We start from the raw sequence: 17,238 nt of genomic DNA on the forward strand, positions 1-17,238 counted from the left end.
AAAAATATATTATTATTGACATTTATAGTAATAAATAAGATAATGAATCTAAGTAAATTAAAAGGGGTATTACTATGGATTTTTTAAAATTTGCGGACAATATTGTAAAAGAAGCTGGAAAAGTATTGAATGATGTCGGTTCTGCTACTAGCGAAGCCTTAAATGAAGCGAGTAAATTTACTGGAGAAGTTATTACAGAATCTGTAAAAACTATAGGTGAAGTATCAAGCCAAGTTGGTAATGTTGTCTCAGAGAAAGCTGTTGGAGTTGCCGGAGATGTAGCACATCAGATAACAAATGTGACTTCTGAAACATTTAACGAAGCTGGGAAAATAGCGAATAATACAAAAGAACAAATTGAATCGGTAGACCTTTTTAATTCTAAACTAAGACAAGAAGCTGTTGATGGATATAATGAAGCTATTAGTTGTTATAATGAGGAAGCTGATAGCTTGGCTAATAAATCAATAGAGCTTTATCAGGTTAGGGATAAAGCTATCAAAGTTGTAAAAATTGTTGAAGAAAGAATTAACAAACTAGCAAATAAACCAAAAGAGTTTGAAACAAAATTAGAAGCAATTGATGTTGAAATTCAAAATTTTGAAGATAAGCAAATTGCTATTTCACAGTCAATTAAGGAAGCTGAATTAGCAAGTGGTAGCACAGCGGCTACGGCTTCACTTAGCGCATTAGGAGTAACAGTTGCAACTTTAGGGCCTACTGCCGCTATGGGTGTTGCAACTACATTTGGTGTTGCATCAACAGGTACTGCAATTTCAAGTTTGTCAGGTGCTGCAGCAAATAGCGCCGCTCTGGCTTGGTTAGGTGGTGGAAGTGTAGCAGCTGGTGGCGGTGGAGTGGCAGCCGGTAACGCATTTTTAGCATTGGCTGGTCCTGTCGGTTGGGGAATTGCAGGCGCTATGTTGACCGCTTCTATAGGCGCTGGTGTAGTAGCTAATAGGAAAAATGAAGAAGTTGCAAAAGAGGCTATGGAGGAACAGAAAAAGGTAGAATTGTTGGCTAGACAACTTAAAGAAAAAGTAATAGAAGTTACGGAATTAATAGAACTAACTGAAAAACAAACAGAAGGAATTTATTTAGCCAATTTATCTTTAACTGGGATGGACTATAGCTTATTTACTGAAGATGAAAAATATCAGGCAGGTGCTTTAGTGAATTCAACTCTATCATTAACCGCTATGGTAAATAAGGAAATTAGAATAAATGAGTAACCAGATTTTTAATCAAGCTTTTAACCAAGGTATTGGTGCATATGTCAATTGTTTAAATAATTTAAGGATTCAAGACTTACAAATTGCTATGAAAATCATAGAGGATGAAGCGTGTAAAGTCATCTTAAACAAGGATAATGTCTCAAAAATCTTAAACCATACTAGAGATAATATTGAAGATGTTATTCTAAAGAAGCGTGGAGGAGAGAACGGTGGTCACGGCTTTATCGCTGAATTTGCAGAAGCTGGGATTGTAAATGCGAGGAGAGCTATTGAAGGATTAAATCCTATTGTAAAAGTATTGAATGATAATGGACCTGCCGATTTATTAATTGGTAGAAATACCATTCAAATGAAGTTTTATAATAATTTACGTGATGAACTGGATCAATCATTTCTTTACAGTGCAAAAATGAAAATGATGTTTCCAAAAGATCACGTGCTAGTATTTGAAAAAATAATGGCTGGAGCAAAAGAAGTTGAATTTAATGGTAAAAGATTATCTATTAAACAAATTACGGATATACGGCAAACAATCAATGATATTACCAAAAGTAAAGGACTTACTTCATACAAATCTTGGATGAAATCTTCTGTTTTAAATTATAATGATGCTCAAAAAAATTCAATTCATTCTCTTTTAGGTTCTGAAGAGAAGAATATTCGTAAAACAGTTAGACTGAAACAACAAGAATTAAATGGAAAACGATTAGTAGCGCAAAAACATGCATTACCAAATTTAAAAGAAGCTAGCAAGGTTGCAAGAAACGCAGCGTTTTTACAGGGTGGTTTAGCTTTGTTGTCAAGTGTATATGGAAAATACAAAGAAGGAAAAAGTATTTTTGAATTCGAAGAATCAGATTGGTTAGATTGTGGATTGGACACAGCTGAAGGAGTTGTAAAGGGGGCAATATCTGGTTATTCCATTTACGGATTAACAAACGTCTTTGGTATTAGTGCTCCAAATGCCAGTGCTTTAGTAATGGCTACTTATGGAATGATTGATGTTGTTTTGAGATTTAGATCTTCTGAAATAACTCAAGATGAACTTATGAATCTCTTGACATTAAATGTAATAGATGCTTCCTTTGCAACAATTGGTGCTTGTATTGGTCAAGCAACGATTCCTATACCAGTTCTAGGTTCTATAGTAGGTTCAATAGCTAGTTCAATCATTTGGGAAATAGGGAAGGGAATATTAAATGATAGCGAACAAAAAATAATTCAAGACTATAAGGAAAATCTGAATAATTACATAAAAATTTTAGATAAGCATTATCTTACAATTTATAACGAAATCATAGAAAAATATAAAAAACTGGGTGAAATACAAGAGTATTCGTTTGATTTGTCAATAAATACTAAACTTAGATTTGAGTACTCTATTGAGATGGCGGAAAAATTAGAAATCGAAGATAAAAAAATTCTTCATGATTTGACTGAAATTGATAGTTATTTTCTTTCCTAGATCATTTTCAGATTCTTTATAGTCTAAAACTATAAAGCCATATAAAATTTTTCAAAGGGCTCTAAAAATCTTGAAATTTAGGATATTCACGAACGTTTTAAGGGTTTAATAGTGTTAAAAATCTTGTTTTGTGTTATAATGAATTATCACATTAGAGATTAGAGGAGTTTGTTATGAAAACAGATATTGAAATCGCGCAGAGTATTGAGTTGAAGCCGATCGTTGATGTTGTGGAGAAGCTTGGTATTTCTTACGACGATTTGGAGCTGTACGGAAAGTACAAGGCTAAGCTCAGCTTTGATAAAATTCGTGCAGTTGAGAGCAATCCAGTTGGGAAATTGATCTTGGTAACTGCCATCAACCCAACGCCTGCAGGTGAAGGGAAGTCAACCATTACCATTGGTCTTGCAGACGCCTTGAATAAAATTGGTAAGAAAACGATGATTGCTATCCGCGAACCGTCTCTTGGTCCAGTAATGGGGATTAAGGGTGGTGCAGCCGGTGGTGGTTATGCCCAAGTGTTGCCAATGGAGGACATCAACCTCCACTTTACTGGAGATATGCATGCTATTACAACTGCCAACAATGCTCTTTCTGCCTTGATTGACAATCACTTGCACCAAGGGAATGAGCTGGGAATCGACCAACGTCGCATTCTCTGGAAACGTGTCGTTGACTTGAACGACCGTGCCCTTCGTCATGTTACCGTTGGACTTGGTGGCCCTCTAAATGGTATTCCACGCGAGGATGGTTTTGACATTACCGTTGCTTCCGAAATTATGGCGATTCTTTGCTTGGCGACTGATATTGAAGATTTGAAACGTCGTTTGGCTAATATTGTTATCGGTTATCGCTATGACCGTACACCAGTTTCTGTTGGTGATTTGCAGGTTGAAGGTGCTTTGGCTTTGATTTTGAAGGATGCTATTAAGCCGAACTTGGTTCAGACAATTTACGGAACACCTGCCTTTGTACACGGTGGTCCATTTGCCAATATCGCTCATGGATGTAACTCTGTTTTGGCAACAAGCACAGCTCTTCGCTTGGCTGATTATACTGTTACTGAAGCTGGTTTTGGTGCGGACCTTGGTGCCGAGAAATTCCTTGATATCAAGACACCAAACTTGCCAACTTCTCCAGATGCAGTAGTCATCGTCGCAACCCTTCGTGCCCTTAAGATGAATGGTGGTGTGGCTAAGGATGCTTTGACAGAGGAAAATGTAGAAGCAGTTCGCGCAGGTTTTGCTAATTTAAAACGCCACGTTGAGAATATCCGTAAGTTTGGTATTCCAGCAGTTGTTGCGATTAATGAGTTTGTCACTGATACAGAAGCTGAAATCGCAGCTTTGAAGGAACTTTGTGCCTCAATCGATGTTCCAGTAGAATTGGCTAGTGTCTGGGCTGATGGTGCAGAAGGTGGCGTAGCGCTTGCCGAAACGGTTGTTAAGACTATTGCTGAAAATCCAGCCAACTACACTCGTCTTTATGACAATGACCTTTCTGTCCAAGAAAAGATTGAAAAAATTGTCACTGAAATCTATCGTGGTAGCAAAGTGAACTTTGAGAAGAAAGCTCAAACGCAAATTGCTCAAATCGTTCAAAATGGATGGGACAAATTGCCAATCTGTATGGCTAAAACTCAGTACAGTTTTTCTGACAATCCAAATGCACTTGGAGCACCAGAAAACTTTGAAATTACCATTCGTGAATTGGTACCAAAATTGGGGGCAGGCTTCATCGTTGCCCTAACTGGTGATGTTATGACCATGCCAGGCCTTCCAAAACGACCAGCCGCTCTCAACATGGATGTTGAAAGCGATGGAACCGTTCTAGGATTGTTCTAATATTTAGATGATATTTAAAGAGTTTGGAAATGCTATTCAAGCTCTTTTTCTTATCTAGATATAAGGCCTTGTCTTCAGCTGATGAGAGAGTTTTCTTCTACAAGCAACCAGTCTAGGTAAAGATATTTTCCCTGATTTCTGATATAATAGAAACATTGACTTCAAGAGTAAGGAAGAGAAAATGAACGCATTATTGAATGGAATGAATGACCGTCAGGCTGAGGCGGTGCAAACGACAGAAGGTCCATTATTGATCATGGCTGGGGCTGGTTCTGGGAAGACTCGTGTTTTAACTCACAGAATCGCCTACTTGATTGATGAAAAAATGGTTAATCCTTGGAATATCTTGGCCATTACCTTTACCAATAAGGCTGCGCGTGAGATGAAGGAGCGTGCCTATGGGCTCAATCCAGCTACTCAGGACTGTCTGATTGCGACCTTTCACTCTATGTGTGTTCGTATTTTGCGTCGTGATGCGGATCATATTGGCTACAATCGTAATTTTACTATTGTAGATCCTGGGGAACAGAGAACTCTCATGAAACGTATTCTCAAGCAATTAAACCTAGATCCGAAAAAATGGAATGAACGGACTATTTTGGGAACCATTTCCAATGCTAAGAATGACTTGATTGATGATGTGGTTTATGCTGCTCAAGCTGGTGATATGTATACGCAAATCGTAGCCCAGTGTTATACAGCCTATCAGAAAGAGCTTCGTCAGTCTGAGTCTGTTGACTTTGATGATTTGATCATGTTGACCCTGCGCCTCTTTGATCAGAATCCCGACGTCTTGACCTACTACCAGCAGAAGTTCCAGTACATTCACGTTGATGAGTACCAAGATACCAACCATGCCCAGTACCAACTGGTCAAACTCTTAGCTTCACGCTTTAAAAACATCTGCGTGGTTGGGGATGCGGACCAGTCCATCTACGGTTGGCGTGGGGCTGATATGCAGAATATCTTGGACTTCGAGAAAGATTATCCTCAAGCCAAGGTAGTTTTGCTAGAAGAAAATTATCGTTCAACTAAAACCATTCTCCAAGCTGCCAATGACGTCATCAAAAACAATCAAAATCGCCGCCCCAAGAATCTCTGGACCCAGAATGCCGATGGGGAGCAGATTATTTACTATCGTGCAAATGACGAACAGGACGAGGCTGTTTTTGTAGCCAAAACCATCGATGAACTTGGTCGCAGTCAAAACTTCCTCCACAAGGATTTTGCAGTTCTTTATCGAACTAATGCGCAATCCCGTACTATTGAGGAGGCTCTCCTAAAGTCCAATATTCCTTATACTATGGTTGGTGGGACCAAGTTCTACAGCCGTAAGGAAATCCGTGACATTATCGCCTACCTCAATCTCATCGCTAATCTGAGTGACAATATCAGTTTTGAGCGCATTATTAACGAACCAAAACGTGGAATTGGCCCAGGAACAGTTGAGAAAATCCGTGACTTTGCTAACCTGCAAGAGATGTCTATGCTGGATGCTTCAGCCAACATCATGTTGTCTGGCATCAAGGGAAAGACAGCCCAGTCGATCTGGGATTTCGCAAATATGATTCTGAATTTGCGCGAGCAACTGGACCAGTTAACCATTACAGAGTTAGTTGAGGCTGTTTTAGAAAAAACAGGTTATATCGATATTCTCAATGCCCAAGCAACCTTGGAAAGCAAGGCTCGGGTTGAAAATATCGAGGAATTTCTCTCTGTTACCAAGAACTTTGATGACAATCCTGATAGTCAAGAAGAGGAAACCGGTTTAGATAAACTAAGTCGTTTCTTGAATGACCTTGCCTTGATTGCAGACACGGATTCGGGCAGTCAGGAGACATCTGAGGTGACTTTGATGACACTCCATGCAGCTAAGGGACTCGAGTTCCCAGTTGTCTTTATCATCGGGATGGAGGAAAATGTCTTTCCGCTTAGTCGCGCAGCTGAAGATCCTGATGAGCTAGAAGAAGAACGCCGTTTGGCCTATGTAGGTATTACGCGCGCAGAAAAAATCCTCTATCTGACCAATGCCAACTCACGTTTGCTTTTTGGGCGTACTAGCTACAATCGTCCAACTCGTTTTATCAATGAAATCAGTTCGGACTTACTTGACTATCAAGGCTTGGCTCGGCCAGCGAATACCAGTTTTAAGGCATCTTATAGCAGTGGTGGAGTGGCATTTGGTCAAGGTATGAGCTTAGCTCAGGCCCTTCAAGAACGGAAACGCAATGCCGCACCAAGCTCTATCCCGTCAAGTAGTCTTCCATTTGGACAGTTTGCAGCTGGAAATAAAAAAGATTCGACTGATACAAGCTGGTCTATTGGAGATATTGCACTTCACAAGAAATGGGGAGAGGGAACTGTTCTGGAAGTCTCAGGTAGCGGTGATACTCAGGAACTAAAAATCAATTTCCCAGAAGTAGGGCTGAAAAAACTCCTAGCCAGTGTAGCCCCAATTGAGAAAAAAATCTAATTTTCCATCCTTCTCACGAATAATAAAGTGAGGAGGATTTTTATGTATAGTATTTCATTCCAAGAAGATTCACTTTTACCGAGAGAAAGACTGGTTAAAGAAGGAGTAGAGGCTCTGAGCAATCAAGAGTTACTAGCTATTCTGCTCAGAACAGGAACGCGTCAAGCAAACGTTTTTGAAATTGCCCAAAAAGTCTTGAATAGTCTCAACAGCTTAACTGATTTGAAAAAAATGACTCTGCAGGAATTGCAAAGTCTGTCTGGTATTGGACGTATTAAAGCCATTGAACTACAAGCTGTGATTGAACTGGGACATCGTATTCACAAACATGAAACCCTTGAGATGGAAAGTATTCTCAGTAGTCAAAAGCTAGCAAAGAAAATGCAACAGGAACTTGGTGACAAAAAACAAGAGCACCTAGTGGCGCTCTATCTCAATACTCAAAATCAAATCATCCATCAGCAAACTATTTTTATCGGCTCTGCGACACGCAGCATTGCTGAACCGAGGGAAATCCTTCACTATGCTTTGAAGCATATGGCTACCTCTGTGATTCTCGTTCACAATCATCCATCTGGTGCTGTATCTCCTAGTCGAAATGATGATCATGTCACTAAGCTAGTCAAGGAAGCCTGCGAACTGATGGGGATTGTTTTCTTGGACCACCTGATTGTCTCTCACTCGGATTACTTTAGTTACCGTGAAAAGACGGATTTGATTTAGAGTTCGTTAACAACATAGTCAAATAGTGTTTTATCCTTGGGGCGGTTCTCAAAGAGAAATTCAGGATGCCATTGAACACCAAGATAAGGAAATCCGTCCGTAGTTGTCACAGCCTCAATTATTCCATCTTTAGGATCATGTGCTACAACCTTAAGATTAGGAGCTAGATCTTTAATGCTCTGATGGTGGAAGGAGTTGATATGAGAGATTTCTCCGTAGATTTCTCGGAGAATGGTATCAGGTTCCGTTACGAGGCGTTGGGTCGTGTATTCGGCTGAACAGTCCTGCCAATGATCTTCAATATCTTGGTGAAGTGTGCCCCCCATAGCAACATTGAAAAGTTGAGTACCCCGACAAACAGAGAAAATTGGTTTCTTCTGCTTGATGGCTTCTTTGATAAGTGCTAGTTCAAAAATATCTCTTTGAAGGTGATAGTCATCACTATCAATAGCCTTTGGTTCACCATAGAATTTTGGATCAACATTTTGCCCACCCGTTAGGATAAGCTTATCAATGATACTGATGTAATAGGCAGCCATTTCTTGATCACCAATCGGTAGGATGATTGGAATTCCGCCAGCGTCCTTGACTCCTTCAACAAAGCCTTTTGCCGCATAGCTCATCATGACATCATCATCTGGATGAGCTTTTTCATTTCCTGTAATCCCAATAACTGGTTTTTTCATAAATGCTTTCGCTTTCTAATCCTCTTTACGCATAAAATAGAGGAGAGTTTGGAGTTCGCTTGTCAAATCGACATACTGAACGACTACATCTTTTGGAAGGTGGAGATGGACGGGTGAAAAACTAAGAATACCTTTTATACCCGCATCGACCAAAAGATTAGCAACTTCCTGTGATTTAACACTTGGAACAGTTAGGATAGCAGTTTTGACATCTGCTTCTTTGATCTTTTCTTTAATCTGAGAGATACCATAGATTGGAATTCCATCAGGTGTCTGGCTCCCAACTTCTGGATGGTCATCTAGGTCAAAGGCCATGATAATTTTCATCTTGTTACGCTCGTGGAAGCGGTAGTGGAGAAGGGCGTGTCCCATATTTCCGATTCCAACCAACATAACATTAGTAATCGAGTTATCATTTAGGAGATCAGCAAAAAACGTCATCAATTTTTTGACATCATAACCAAATCCACGACGACCAAGTTCACCAAAATAGGAGAAATCTCGACGGACAGTCGCAGAATCGATACCGATAGCCTCTGCAATTTGCTTAGAGTTGGCACGTTCAATTTTTTCTGCATGAAATCTCTTGAAAATTCGATAGTAAAGAGAGAGTCTTTTTGCTGTTGCTTTTGGAATAGCAGACTGTTTATCTTTCACAAAATCACAACCTTTCTATTCTTCTATTTTATAGAAACCTTGTGAAAAAATCAACAAAAACAAGAAAAAACTAAGAAAATCTTAGTTTTAATCTGAAAAATTAGTTTGTGATAAAAAACGGTAGAGATCGCCAACTAATCCTTGATAAATCACTTTATCATTCAGTGTTAAGGAGCTGATTAGGAGAGTGTCGGGCAGGGTGACACAGCCTGATAGTGATAGCATAAGCTCTTCGTAATCGGAAAATTCAAGTGTGCGTTCTACCTGATAGCTATCTTTATATGTGAGACGATACATAGCAAACTATCTTTCTTCTTTTGTGAAGATTCCGCGTTCTACAAGGCTATCCATGAGGAAGTAGAATTTTTCTTGGTGGATATGGTGATCCTCAGATTTAAAAATATTCACCAAACGAAGACCAGATTTGTCAGTGATGTTAATCTTAACACCTGTAAGATCTTTATTGATGATGATTTTTAGTTTGAAACCTTCACCACTATTAGGTACTTTCTCAAGTAGACGAGTCAGTTCGTAGTTTCCTACTTTTGTTTCAAAGAAAGTGTTGTCTTTCAATGTGAACTTTTTGACAGTTGGACTAAGTGTATAGTCGTAGCGGCAGTTTTGTAGTTTAATGGTTTTTTCGAATGCCATTAGATTAATCTCCAATAATATTTTTTAAGGTTTGTGCCAGTTGTTTCAGTTCTTTTTCGGTATTAAGAGGAGAAAGACTGATACGGACAGACTCTTTTAAACGAGGCGAATCGGGTCCATAGAAAGCTTCGAGTACATGACTGGTCTGCACAATACCAGCAGTACAGGCTGAACCAGTTGAGATTGAAATTCCTTCTAGGTCTAACCGAAGCAAGAGCAAATCGTTTTTTTGACCAGGGAAACCGATATTGAAAACATAAGGCAGTTGATCTTGACCTTCATTAAGATAATAGTCCAAATCTTCAATCTCTTCTAGAAAAGCAGTTTTTAATCCCTCTAGTTTTCGGTAATGGTCAGCCTGATGATCTAAGTCTTCTTTGAGAGCAGCAACCATACCGACGATGGCAGCAAGGTTTTCTGTTCCAGCCCGTTTCTTTTGTTCTTGGTCTCCACCGTGAAGGTAGGGATCAAAGTCCACAGTCGAAGCGTAAAGAAAACCAATACCTTTTGGTCCATGGAACTTGTGAGCAGAAGCACTGAGAAAATCAATTCCTAACTCCTCAGGATGGATAGGGATTTTTCCGATAGCTTGAACAGCATCAACATGATAAGCAGCAGGATGCTCTTTTAAAATATGTCCAATTTCAGCGATAGGTAAGAGACTACCCGTTTCATTATTGGCATACATGGTAGAAACTAGAATGGTATCGTCACGTAACGCTTCTTGAATTTGCTGCGCAGTGATTTCTTGATTTACTGGTTGGATGATGGTCGTTTCAAAGCCAAAATGTTGCACCAGGTAATCAATGGTCTCAAGCACAGAATGGTGCTCAATAGCTGTCGTGATGATGTGTTTTCCACGCTCTTGATGGCGGAGACAATAGCCGATAATAGCGGTATTGTTACTTTCTGTACCGCCAGATGTGAAAAAGATTCGTTGTGGCTTGGTTCCAAGTAGGTGAGCCAACTCCTGACGGGCTTCACGGAGCAGTTTACCAGCCTGCCGACCATGACTATGAATACTAGAAGGATTACCATGAGTTTCTTGCATGACCTTGGTCATTTCTGCGATAGCTACTGCTGACATTGGAGTAGTGGCAGCATTGTCCAAATAAATCAAAGAATCACCTTATTCCTTTTTATTATATGCAAAGAGTGGGCTAACTGGTTTTCTTTCGTGGATACGGACGATGGCATCACCAATCAATTCGCTAGCGGTAATGTAGCACACATTTTTCGGAGTTCTTTCTTTTGTGGCTACTGAGTCTGTCACAAGGATTTCTTTGATGTTAGTAGCATCAAGAAGGTCAGCAGCGCCTTCTACAAAGAGACCATGACTGGATACCGCATAGATTTCAGTTGCACCTTCACGTTCGACGATTTTTGCTGCTTCTGAGAAAGTACGTCCAGTATTTAGGATATCGTCAATCAAGATGGCCTTCTTGCCTTCAACATCACCGATGATATAGCCTTGGCTACGCTCTGAATCGTCTTGAGCATAGTCGATGATTGCGATTGGTGCATCTAAATATTCAGCTAAGCTACGGGCACGTTTGACACCAGAGTTTTTTGGACTTACAACAACGACATCTGATCCCAGCAACCCTTTATCGCTGTAGTGTTTAGCAAAGAGAGGAATTGTATAGAGGTTATCTACTGGAATGTCAAAGAAACCTTGAACCTGAACAGCGTGCAAATCAAGAGTTAGAACACGACTTACACCAGCCTTGACAAGCATATTGGCAACCAGTTTTGCAGTGAGAGGTTCGCGAGAAGAAGCGATACGATCCTGACGAGCATAACCAAAGTAAGGAAGAACAACGTTGATACTATGAGCACTGGCGCGAACACAGGCATCAACCATAATCAATAATTCCATCAAGTGGTTGCTAACTGGGTAGCTTGTTGATTGAATGATATAGACGTCATACCCACGAACACTCTCTTCGATATTAACTTGGATTTCACCATCAGAAAATTGACGTGAAGATAATTTTCCGAGAGGTACCCCAACCGTCTCTGCGATTTTTTGTGCAATTTCATGATTGGAATTAAGTGCAAAAAGTTTCATGTTGTTTCTATCTGACATTATAGACCGTCCTCTGTAAACTCTAAATATTTTATCTCCATTATTTTACCAGAAAATGGAGATTATTTCAGCATTTTTTCATGCTTTTAATAAAACGAATTAATTTTGAAGGAGCTTTCTGATAAGTAATCTGATTTTCTTCTAAGAATTTCTGAAAATCAGCTTTCCCTTTTTCAGGGTCTGTGACTTCAAGCTCGAGTTCATAGTCTGTCTGATCAAAGTAGTGACTTTGATCTAAAGCCATTAGACCAATCGACGTTTCCGTTTCGTAACGAAGAGTTGAAAGACAACCCAGAACAAGCCAGTCATGGCTTTCAATACCAATCTTAGCGAGCTTCTCTAAAACGAGCCCTTGAGGAAGTTTTTGTTTTTCCAGGTATGATTCAGCCTCTGGAAGATTCAGTTTCTGATTGTATTCCATATTTCCTATAGTTTGTGGCACCTTCAAGGTCAACTCCGCCCAATCTGAAAAGGTGCGAATGCGCATGGCAACCTTTTTTTCACGCAATTGAAAATCAGGTGTATCAATGTAGTAGTTTTTCTGAAGGACGGGTTGGATATGGGAAAACTGTTCTTTTAAATGATCGTAATCCTCTTTTTTCAGTAGTGTTTTCAGTTCAATTTCTAAATGTTTCATTTTTCTAACCTTTTTTCTATCTTTGAAAGCGATTTATGGTATAATGGACAATGTATTTATTGTATATGATTGTAGTGAAAAAATCAAAAATTTTCAACAACACAATCACATACCAAAAGGGAGAAAATATGACCATAGAATGGGAAGAATTTTTAGATCCTTACATTCAAGCTGTTGGTGAATTGAAGATTAAACTTCGTGGGATTCGCAAACAGTATCGTAAACAAAACAAGCACTCTCCGATTGAGTTTGTTACTGGACGGGTGAAGCCGATTGAAAGTATTAAGGAAAAAATGAATCGCAGAGGGATTGGCTACGATACTTTGGAACATGACTTACAGGATATCGCGGGTTTGCGGGTTATGGTGCAGTTCGTCGATGATGTTCAGGAAGTTGTTGCGATTTTACGCAAACGCCATGATATGAGAGTAGTACAGGAACGTGACTACATCACGCATCGGAAGGCTTCGGGCTATCGTTCTTATCACGTGGTTGTCGAATACACGGTTGATACGATCAACGGGGCTAAGACGATTTTGGCGGAGATTCAAATACGGACTTTAGCCATGAATTTTTGGGCTACGATTGAGCATTCGCTCAATTATAAGTATCAGGGGGATTTCCCAGAGGAGATCAAGAAACGCTTGGAGATTACAGCTAGAATTTCCCATCAATTGGATGAAGAAATGGGGAAAATTCGTGATGATATTCAGGAAGCACAGGCTCTCTTTGATCCTTTAAGTAGAAAACTAAACGACGGTGTAGGAAATAGTGACGATACAGATGAAGAATACAGGTAAACGAATTGATCTGATTGCAAATAGAAAACCGCAGAGTCAAAAGGTTTTGTATGAGCTGAAAGACCAGTTGAAAAAACATCATTTTATACTCAACGACACCAATCCTGACATCGTCATATCAATTGGTGGGGATGGGATGCTTTTGTCTGCTTTTCACAAGTATGAGAATCAGTTAGACAAGGTTCGTTTTGTAGGTGTCCATACAGGGCACTTGGGATTTTATACAGATTATCGCGATTTTGAGTTGGACCAGTTGATTACCAATCTCCAACTGGACACTGGAGCCAAAGTTTCCTATCCTGTTTTGAATGTCAGGGTAACGCTTGAAAATGGAGAAGTGAAAATCTTCCGTGCTTTAAATGAAGCGAGCATCCGTCGATCGGACCGGACCATGGTTGCGGATATCATTATTAACCACGTTCCATTTGAACGCTTTCGTGGAGATGGTGTGACTGTTTCAACGCCGACGGGAAGTACAGCCTACAACAAGTCCTTGGGTGGAGCTGTCTTGCATCCTACTATTGAAGCCTTGCAGTTGACAGAGATAGCGAGCCTTAACAACAGAGTTTATCGAACACTTGGTTCTTCAATCATCGTTCCGAAGAAAGATAAAATAGAGCTTTTTCCGACTCGTAATGACTATCATACGCTATCGGTTGACAATAGTATCTATTCTTTCCGAAACATAGAACGGATAGAGTATCAAATCGACCATCACAAGATTCACTTCGTAGCGACTCCAAGTCACACTAGTTTCTGGAATCGTGTCAAAGATGCCTTCATCGGCGAGGTGGACGAATGAGGTTCGAATTTATCACAGATGAACATGTCAAAGTCAAAACTTTTCTGAAGAAACACGAGGTTTCTAAAGGACTTTTGGCTAAGATAAAGTTTCGAGGCGGTGCTATTCTGGTCAATGATCAACCTCAAAATGCGACTTATCTCTTAGATGTTGGAGACCGCGTTGCCATTGATATTCCAGCTGAGGAAGGCTTTGAAACTCTTGAAGCCATTGATCGTCCTCTAGATATCTTGTATGAAGATGACCATTTTCTGGTTTTGAATAAGCCTTATGGAGTTGCTTCCATCCCTAGTGTCAATCATTCCAATACCATTGCCAATTTTATCAAGGGCTACTATGTCAAGCAAAACTATGAAAACCAGCAGGTTCACATCGTGACCAGGCTTGATAGAGATACATCTGGTTTGATGCTTTTTGCCAAACACGGTTATGCTCATGCACGTTTAGACAAGCAACTGCAACGAAAGTCTATCGAAAAACGGTATTTCGCTTTGGTTAAGGGCGATGGGGTTTTGGAGCCAGAAGGGGAAATTATTGCCCCGATTGCGCGTGATGTGGACTCCATTATCACGAGACGAGTTGCCAAAGGTGGAAAATACGCCCATACATCTTACAAAGTTGTAGCGTCTTATGGAAATATTCACCTAGTCGATATTCGCCTGCATACTGGTCGAACTCATCAGATCCGAGTGCATTTTTCTCATATTGGCTTCCCCTTGTTGGGAGATGATCTCTATGGAGGCAGCCTAGAAGATGGTATTCAACGCCAGGCCTTACATTGTCATTCCTTATCCTTTTATCATCCCTTCTTAGGGCGTCAGCTGGAGCTGGAAAGCCCTTTGCCAGATGATTTTAACAATCTTATTATTCAGTTATCAACTAATACTCTTTAAAATCTATTTTGAGTATAATTTATTTTCTTAAAGGAGAAAACTCATGGAAGTTTTTGAAAGTCTCAAAGCCAGTTTAGTTGGCAAAAATGCTCGTATTGTTCTCCCTGAAGGGGAAGAACCACGTATCCTTCAAGCAACAAAACGCTTAGTAAAAGAAACGGAAGTTGTTCCTGTTTTGCTTGGAAACCCTGCAAAAATTAAAATTTATCTTGAAATCGAAGGGATCATGGATGGTTATGAAGTGATTGATCCACATCATTATCCTCAATTTGAAGACATGGTGGTTGCACTCGTAGAACGTCGTAAAGGAAAAATGTCGGAAGAAGAAGCACGTCAGGTCTTACTAGAAGACGTCAACTACTTTGGTGTTATGCTTGTCTATATGGGCTTGGTAGATGGAATGGTATCAGGAGCTATTCACTCAACAGCTTCAACAGTTCGTCCAGCTCTTCAAATTATCAAAACTCGTCCAAATGTAACTCGTACTTCAGGAGCTTTTCTTATGGTGCGTGGTACAGAACGTTACTTGTTTGGTGACTGTGCTCTTAATATCAATCCTGATGCAGAAGCTTTGGCTGAAATTGCTATTAACTCAGCAATTACTGCCAAAATGTTTGGGATTCAACCCAAAATCGCTATGCTAAGCTATTCTACAAAAGGTTCTGGTTTTGGTGATAGTGTTGATAAGGTGGTTGAAGCAACTAAATTAGCACACGATCTACGTCCAGACCTTGAGATTGATGGGGAATTGCAATTTGACGCAGCTTTCGTCCCAGAAACAGCAGCCCTAAAAGCTCCAGGTAGCAATGTAGCAGGTCAAGCAAATGTCTTCATCTTCCCAGGTATCGAGGCAGGTAATATTGGATATAAAATAGCTGAACGCCTAGGTGGTTTCGCAGCTATCGGTCCCGTTCTACAAGGATTGAATAAACCAGTCAACGATCTATCACGTGGATGTAACCCAGATGATGTTTACAAATTGACTCTCATCACAGCAGCTCAGGCGATCAATCAATAAAGAAATGGAGTCTCTTCCTCTAGTAGAAGAGGCTTTTTTAGCACAAAGAAAAGGACAGTTAGAAGCTTCTATGTTATACTAGATATATGTTAGATTTGAAAGAATACGGTGTTGACATGTGGCCGGAGGAGAAGATTTCCTCTTTCCGCGAGAAACTCCTCAACTGGTACGATGAAAACAAACGGGATTTACCATGGCGTAGAAGTAAAAATCCTTATCATATCTGGGTTTCTGAAATCATGCTCCAGCAGACTAGGGTGGATACAGTTATTCCCTACTATGAACGATTCTTGGGCTGGTTTCCAACTGTTGAAAGTCTGGCAAATGCCCCTGAAGAGCGTTTGTTGAAAGCATGGGAGGGTTTGGGCTATTATTCCCGCGTTCGCAATATGCAGGCTGCGGCCCAGCAGATTATGACTGACTTTGGTGGTCAATTTCCAAACACCTATGAAGGAATTTCTAGTTTAAAAGGGATTGGTCCTTATACTGCGGGAGCTATTTCCAGTATCGCTTTTAATTTGCCCGAGCCAGCGGTCGATGGTAATGTCATGCGGGTTTTGGCACGCTTGTTTGAGGTTAATCATGATATCGGAGTTCCCAGCAATCGCAAAATTTTTCAGGCAATGATGGAAATCTTGATTGACCCGAAACGACCAGGTGACTTTAACCAAGCTCTGATGGATTTAGGCTCTGACATAGAGGCGCCAGTTAACCCTCGACCAGAAGAAAGTCCTGTTAAGGACTTTAGCGCAGCCTATCAGAATGGCACAATGGATATTTATCCGATTAAAGAACCCAAGAAAAAGCCTCTCCCAATCTATCTCAAGGCTTTGGTTGTGCGCAATGCTCAAGGTCAATATCTACTTGAGAAAAACGAAAGTGAGAAACTGCTAGCTGGTTTTTGGCATTTCCCCTTGATAGAAGTAGAGGAGTTCTCACAGGAAGAAGAACAGCTGAATCTATTTGCTCAGGTTGCTGAAAAAAGCATTGCTTTTGGTCCAACACCCCAAGAAAGTTTTGAGCAGGATTATGATTTAGAAGTTGATTGGTCCCATCAAGCATTTGATCAGGTCAAGCATGTATTTAGTCATCGTAAATGGCATATTCAAATCTTAGCGGGTCAGGTGACAGATTCAAAACAGTTTGATGACAGAGAAATTCGCTGGCTCTCCCCTCAGGAATTTTCTGATTATCCATTTGCGAAACCTCAACAAAAGATTTGGCAGGCTTATAAAACAGTTCTTAAAGGTGAGGGCCGATATTAG

17 protein-coding genes are annotated in these 17,238 nt (G+C 40.2%); 10 read left to right on the forward strand and 7 right to left on the reverse strand.

Annotated features, from left to right (window positions below):
* Positions 1-74 precede the first annotated feature (74 nt).
* The 5 genes from D8803_RS05710 (at position 75) to radC (ending at position 7,740) form a co-directional block, all read left to right on the forward strand.
* The gene (locus D8803_RS05710; RefSeq protein ID WP_000346786.1) at positions 75-1,232 is read left to right on the forward strand and encodes a hypothetical protein; all 1,158 of its coding nucleotides are present in this window, start codon (positions 75-77) and stop codon (positions 1,230-1,232) included.
* Positions 1,225-2,700 carry a hypothetical protein gene (locus tag D8803_RS05715; RefSeq protein ID WP_000070716.1) on the forward strand — a complete coding sequence of 492 codons (1,476 nt, stop codon included), beginning with the start codon at positions 1,225-1,227 and terminating at the stop codon, positions 2,698-2,700. The genes D8803_RS05710 and D8803_RS05715 overlap by 8 nt, the downstream gene beginning before the upstream one ends.
* 173 nt (positions 2,701-2,873) lie before the next feature.
* Positions 2,874-4,544, forward strand: coding sequence for a formate--tetrahydrofolate ligase (locus tag D8803_RS05720; RefSeq protein ID WP_061416807.1), 1,671 nt, complete (start codon positions 2,874-2,876; stop codon positions 4,542-4,544).
* A 181-nt stretch (positions 4,545-4,725) separates the two neighbouring features.
* Positions 4,726-7,017 (forward strand): DNA helicase PcrA, encoded by a 2,292-nt coding sequence (pcrA, locus tag D8803_RS05725; protein WP_131200521.1) that lies wholly within the window; start codon positions 4,726-4,728, stop codon positions 7,015-7,017.
* A gap of 42 nt (positions 7,018-7,059) precedes the next feature.
* Positions 7,060-7,740, forward strand: coding sequence for a RadC family protein (gene radC / locus D8803_RS05730; protein ID WP_000286939.1), 681 nt, complete (start codon positions 7,060-7,062; stop codon positions 7,738-7,740).
* Here radC and D8803_RS05735 read toward each other — a convergent pair.
* The 7 genes from D8803_RS05735 to D8803_RS05765 form a co-directional block, all read right to left on the reverse strand.
* Entirely contained in the window at positions 7,737-8,426 is a 690-nt protein-coding gene (locus tag D8803_RS05735; protein ID WP_000743326.1) for a gamma-glutamyl-gamma-aminobutyrate hydrolase family protein, read from the reverse strand. The genes radC and D8803_RS05735 overlap by 4 nt on opposite strands.
* Positions 8,427-8,441: 15 nt before the next feature.
* On the reverse strand, positions 8,442-9,083 hold the full coding sequence (locus D8803_RS05740) for a redox-sensing transcriptional repressor Rex (protein WP_000653416.1): 642 nt from the start codon (positions 9,081-9,083) through the stop codon (positions 8,442-8,444).
* Positions 9,084-9,170: 87 nt separating this feature from the next.
* A complete protein-coding gene (locus D8803_RS05745) occupies positions 9,171-9,380 on the reverse strand; it encodes a DUF4649 family protein (RefSeq protein WP_009013988.1) in 210 nt (69 codons plus the stop codon).
* Positions 9,381-9,386: 6 nt separating this feature from the next.
* Positions 9,387-9,734, reverse strand: coding sequence for a DUF1831 domain-containing protein (locus tag D8803_RS05750; RefSeq protein WP_131200522.1), 348 nt, complete (start codon positions 9,732-9,734; stop codon positions 9,387-9,389).
* A 4-nt stretch (positions 9,735-9,738) separates the two neighbouring features.
* Complete coding sequence (locus tag D8803_RS05755) at positions 9,739-10,854, reverse strand: cysteine desulfurase family protein (RefSeq protein ID WP_131200523.1); 1,116 nt, start codon at positions 10,852-10,854, stop codon at positions 9,739-9,741.
* Between the two features lie 9 nt (positions 10,855-10,863).
* Positions 10,864-11,823, reverse strand: a complete 960-nt coding sequence (locus D8803_RS05760; RefSeq protein WP_001283842.1) for a ribose-phosphate diphosphokinase — start codon at positions 11,821-11,823, stop codon at positions 10,864-10,866.
* 67 nt (positions 11,824-11,890) lie between these two features.
* Positions 11,891-12,460, reverse strand: coding sequence for a CYTH domain-containing protein (locus D8803_RS05765; protein WP_131200524.1), 570 nt, complete (start codon positions 12,458-12,460; stop codon positions 11,891-11,893).
* A gap of 128 nt (positions 12,461-12,588) precedes the next feature.
* Here D8803_RS05765 and D8803_RS05770 point away from each other — a divergent pair, with 128 nt between their 5' ends.
* The 5 genes from D8803_RS05770 (at position 12,589) to mutY (ending at position 17,238) form a co-directional block, all read left to right on the forward strand.
* A complete protein-coding gene (locus tag D8803_RS05770) occupies positions 12,589-13,260 on the forward strand; it encodes a GTP pyrophosphokinase family protein (protein WP_038805197.1) in 672 nt (223 codons plus the stop codon).
* Positions 13,244-14,062: an NAD kinase gene (locus D8803_RS05775; protein WP_125837897.1), complete on the forward strand. Its 819-nt coding sequence runs from the start codon at positions 13,244-13,246 to the stop codon at positions 14,060-14,062. The genes D8803_RS05770 and D8803_RS05775 overlap by 17 nt, the downstream gene beginning before the upstream one ends.
* Positions 14,059-14,955 carry an RluA family pseudouridine synthase gene (locus D8803_RS05780; RefSeq protein ID WP_125837895.1) on the forward strand — a complete coding sequence of 299 codons (897 nt, stop codon included), beginning with the start codon at positions 14,059-14,061 and terminating at the stop codon, positions 14,953-14,955. The genes D8803_RS05775 and D8803_RS05780 overlap by 4 nt, the downstream gene beginning before the upstream one ends.
* 43 nt (positions 14,956-14,998) lie before the next feature.
* Positions 14,999-15,973: a phosphate acetyltransferase gene (pta, locus tag D8803_RS05785; protein ID WP_000451592.1), complete on the forward strand. Its 975-nt coding sequence runs from the start codon at positions 14,999-15,001 to the stop codon at positions 15,971-15,973.
* 86 nt (positions 15,974-16,059) lie between these two features.
* On the forward strand, positions 16,060-17,238 hold the full coding sequence (mutY, locus tag D8803_RS05790) for an A/G-specific adenine glycosylase (protein WP_131200525.1): 1,179 nt from the start codon (positions 16,060-16,062) through the stop codon (positions 17,236-17,238).

The sequence above is a fragment of the Streptococcus oralis genome (genome assembly GCF_003943385.1).
In the GTDB taxonomy this organism is placed as follows: Bacteria; Bacillota; Bacilli; order Lactobacillales; family Streptococcaceae; genus Streptococcus; species Streptococcus oralis_CA.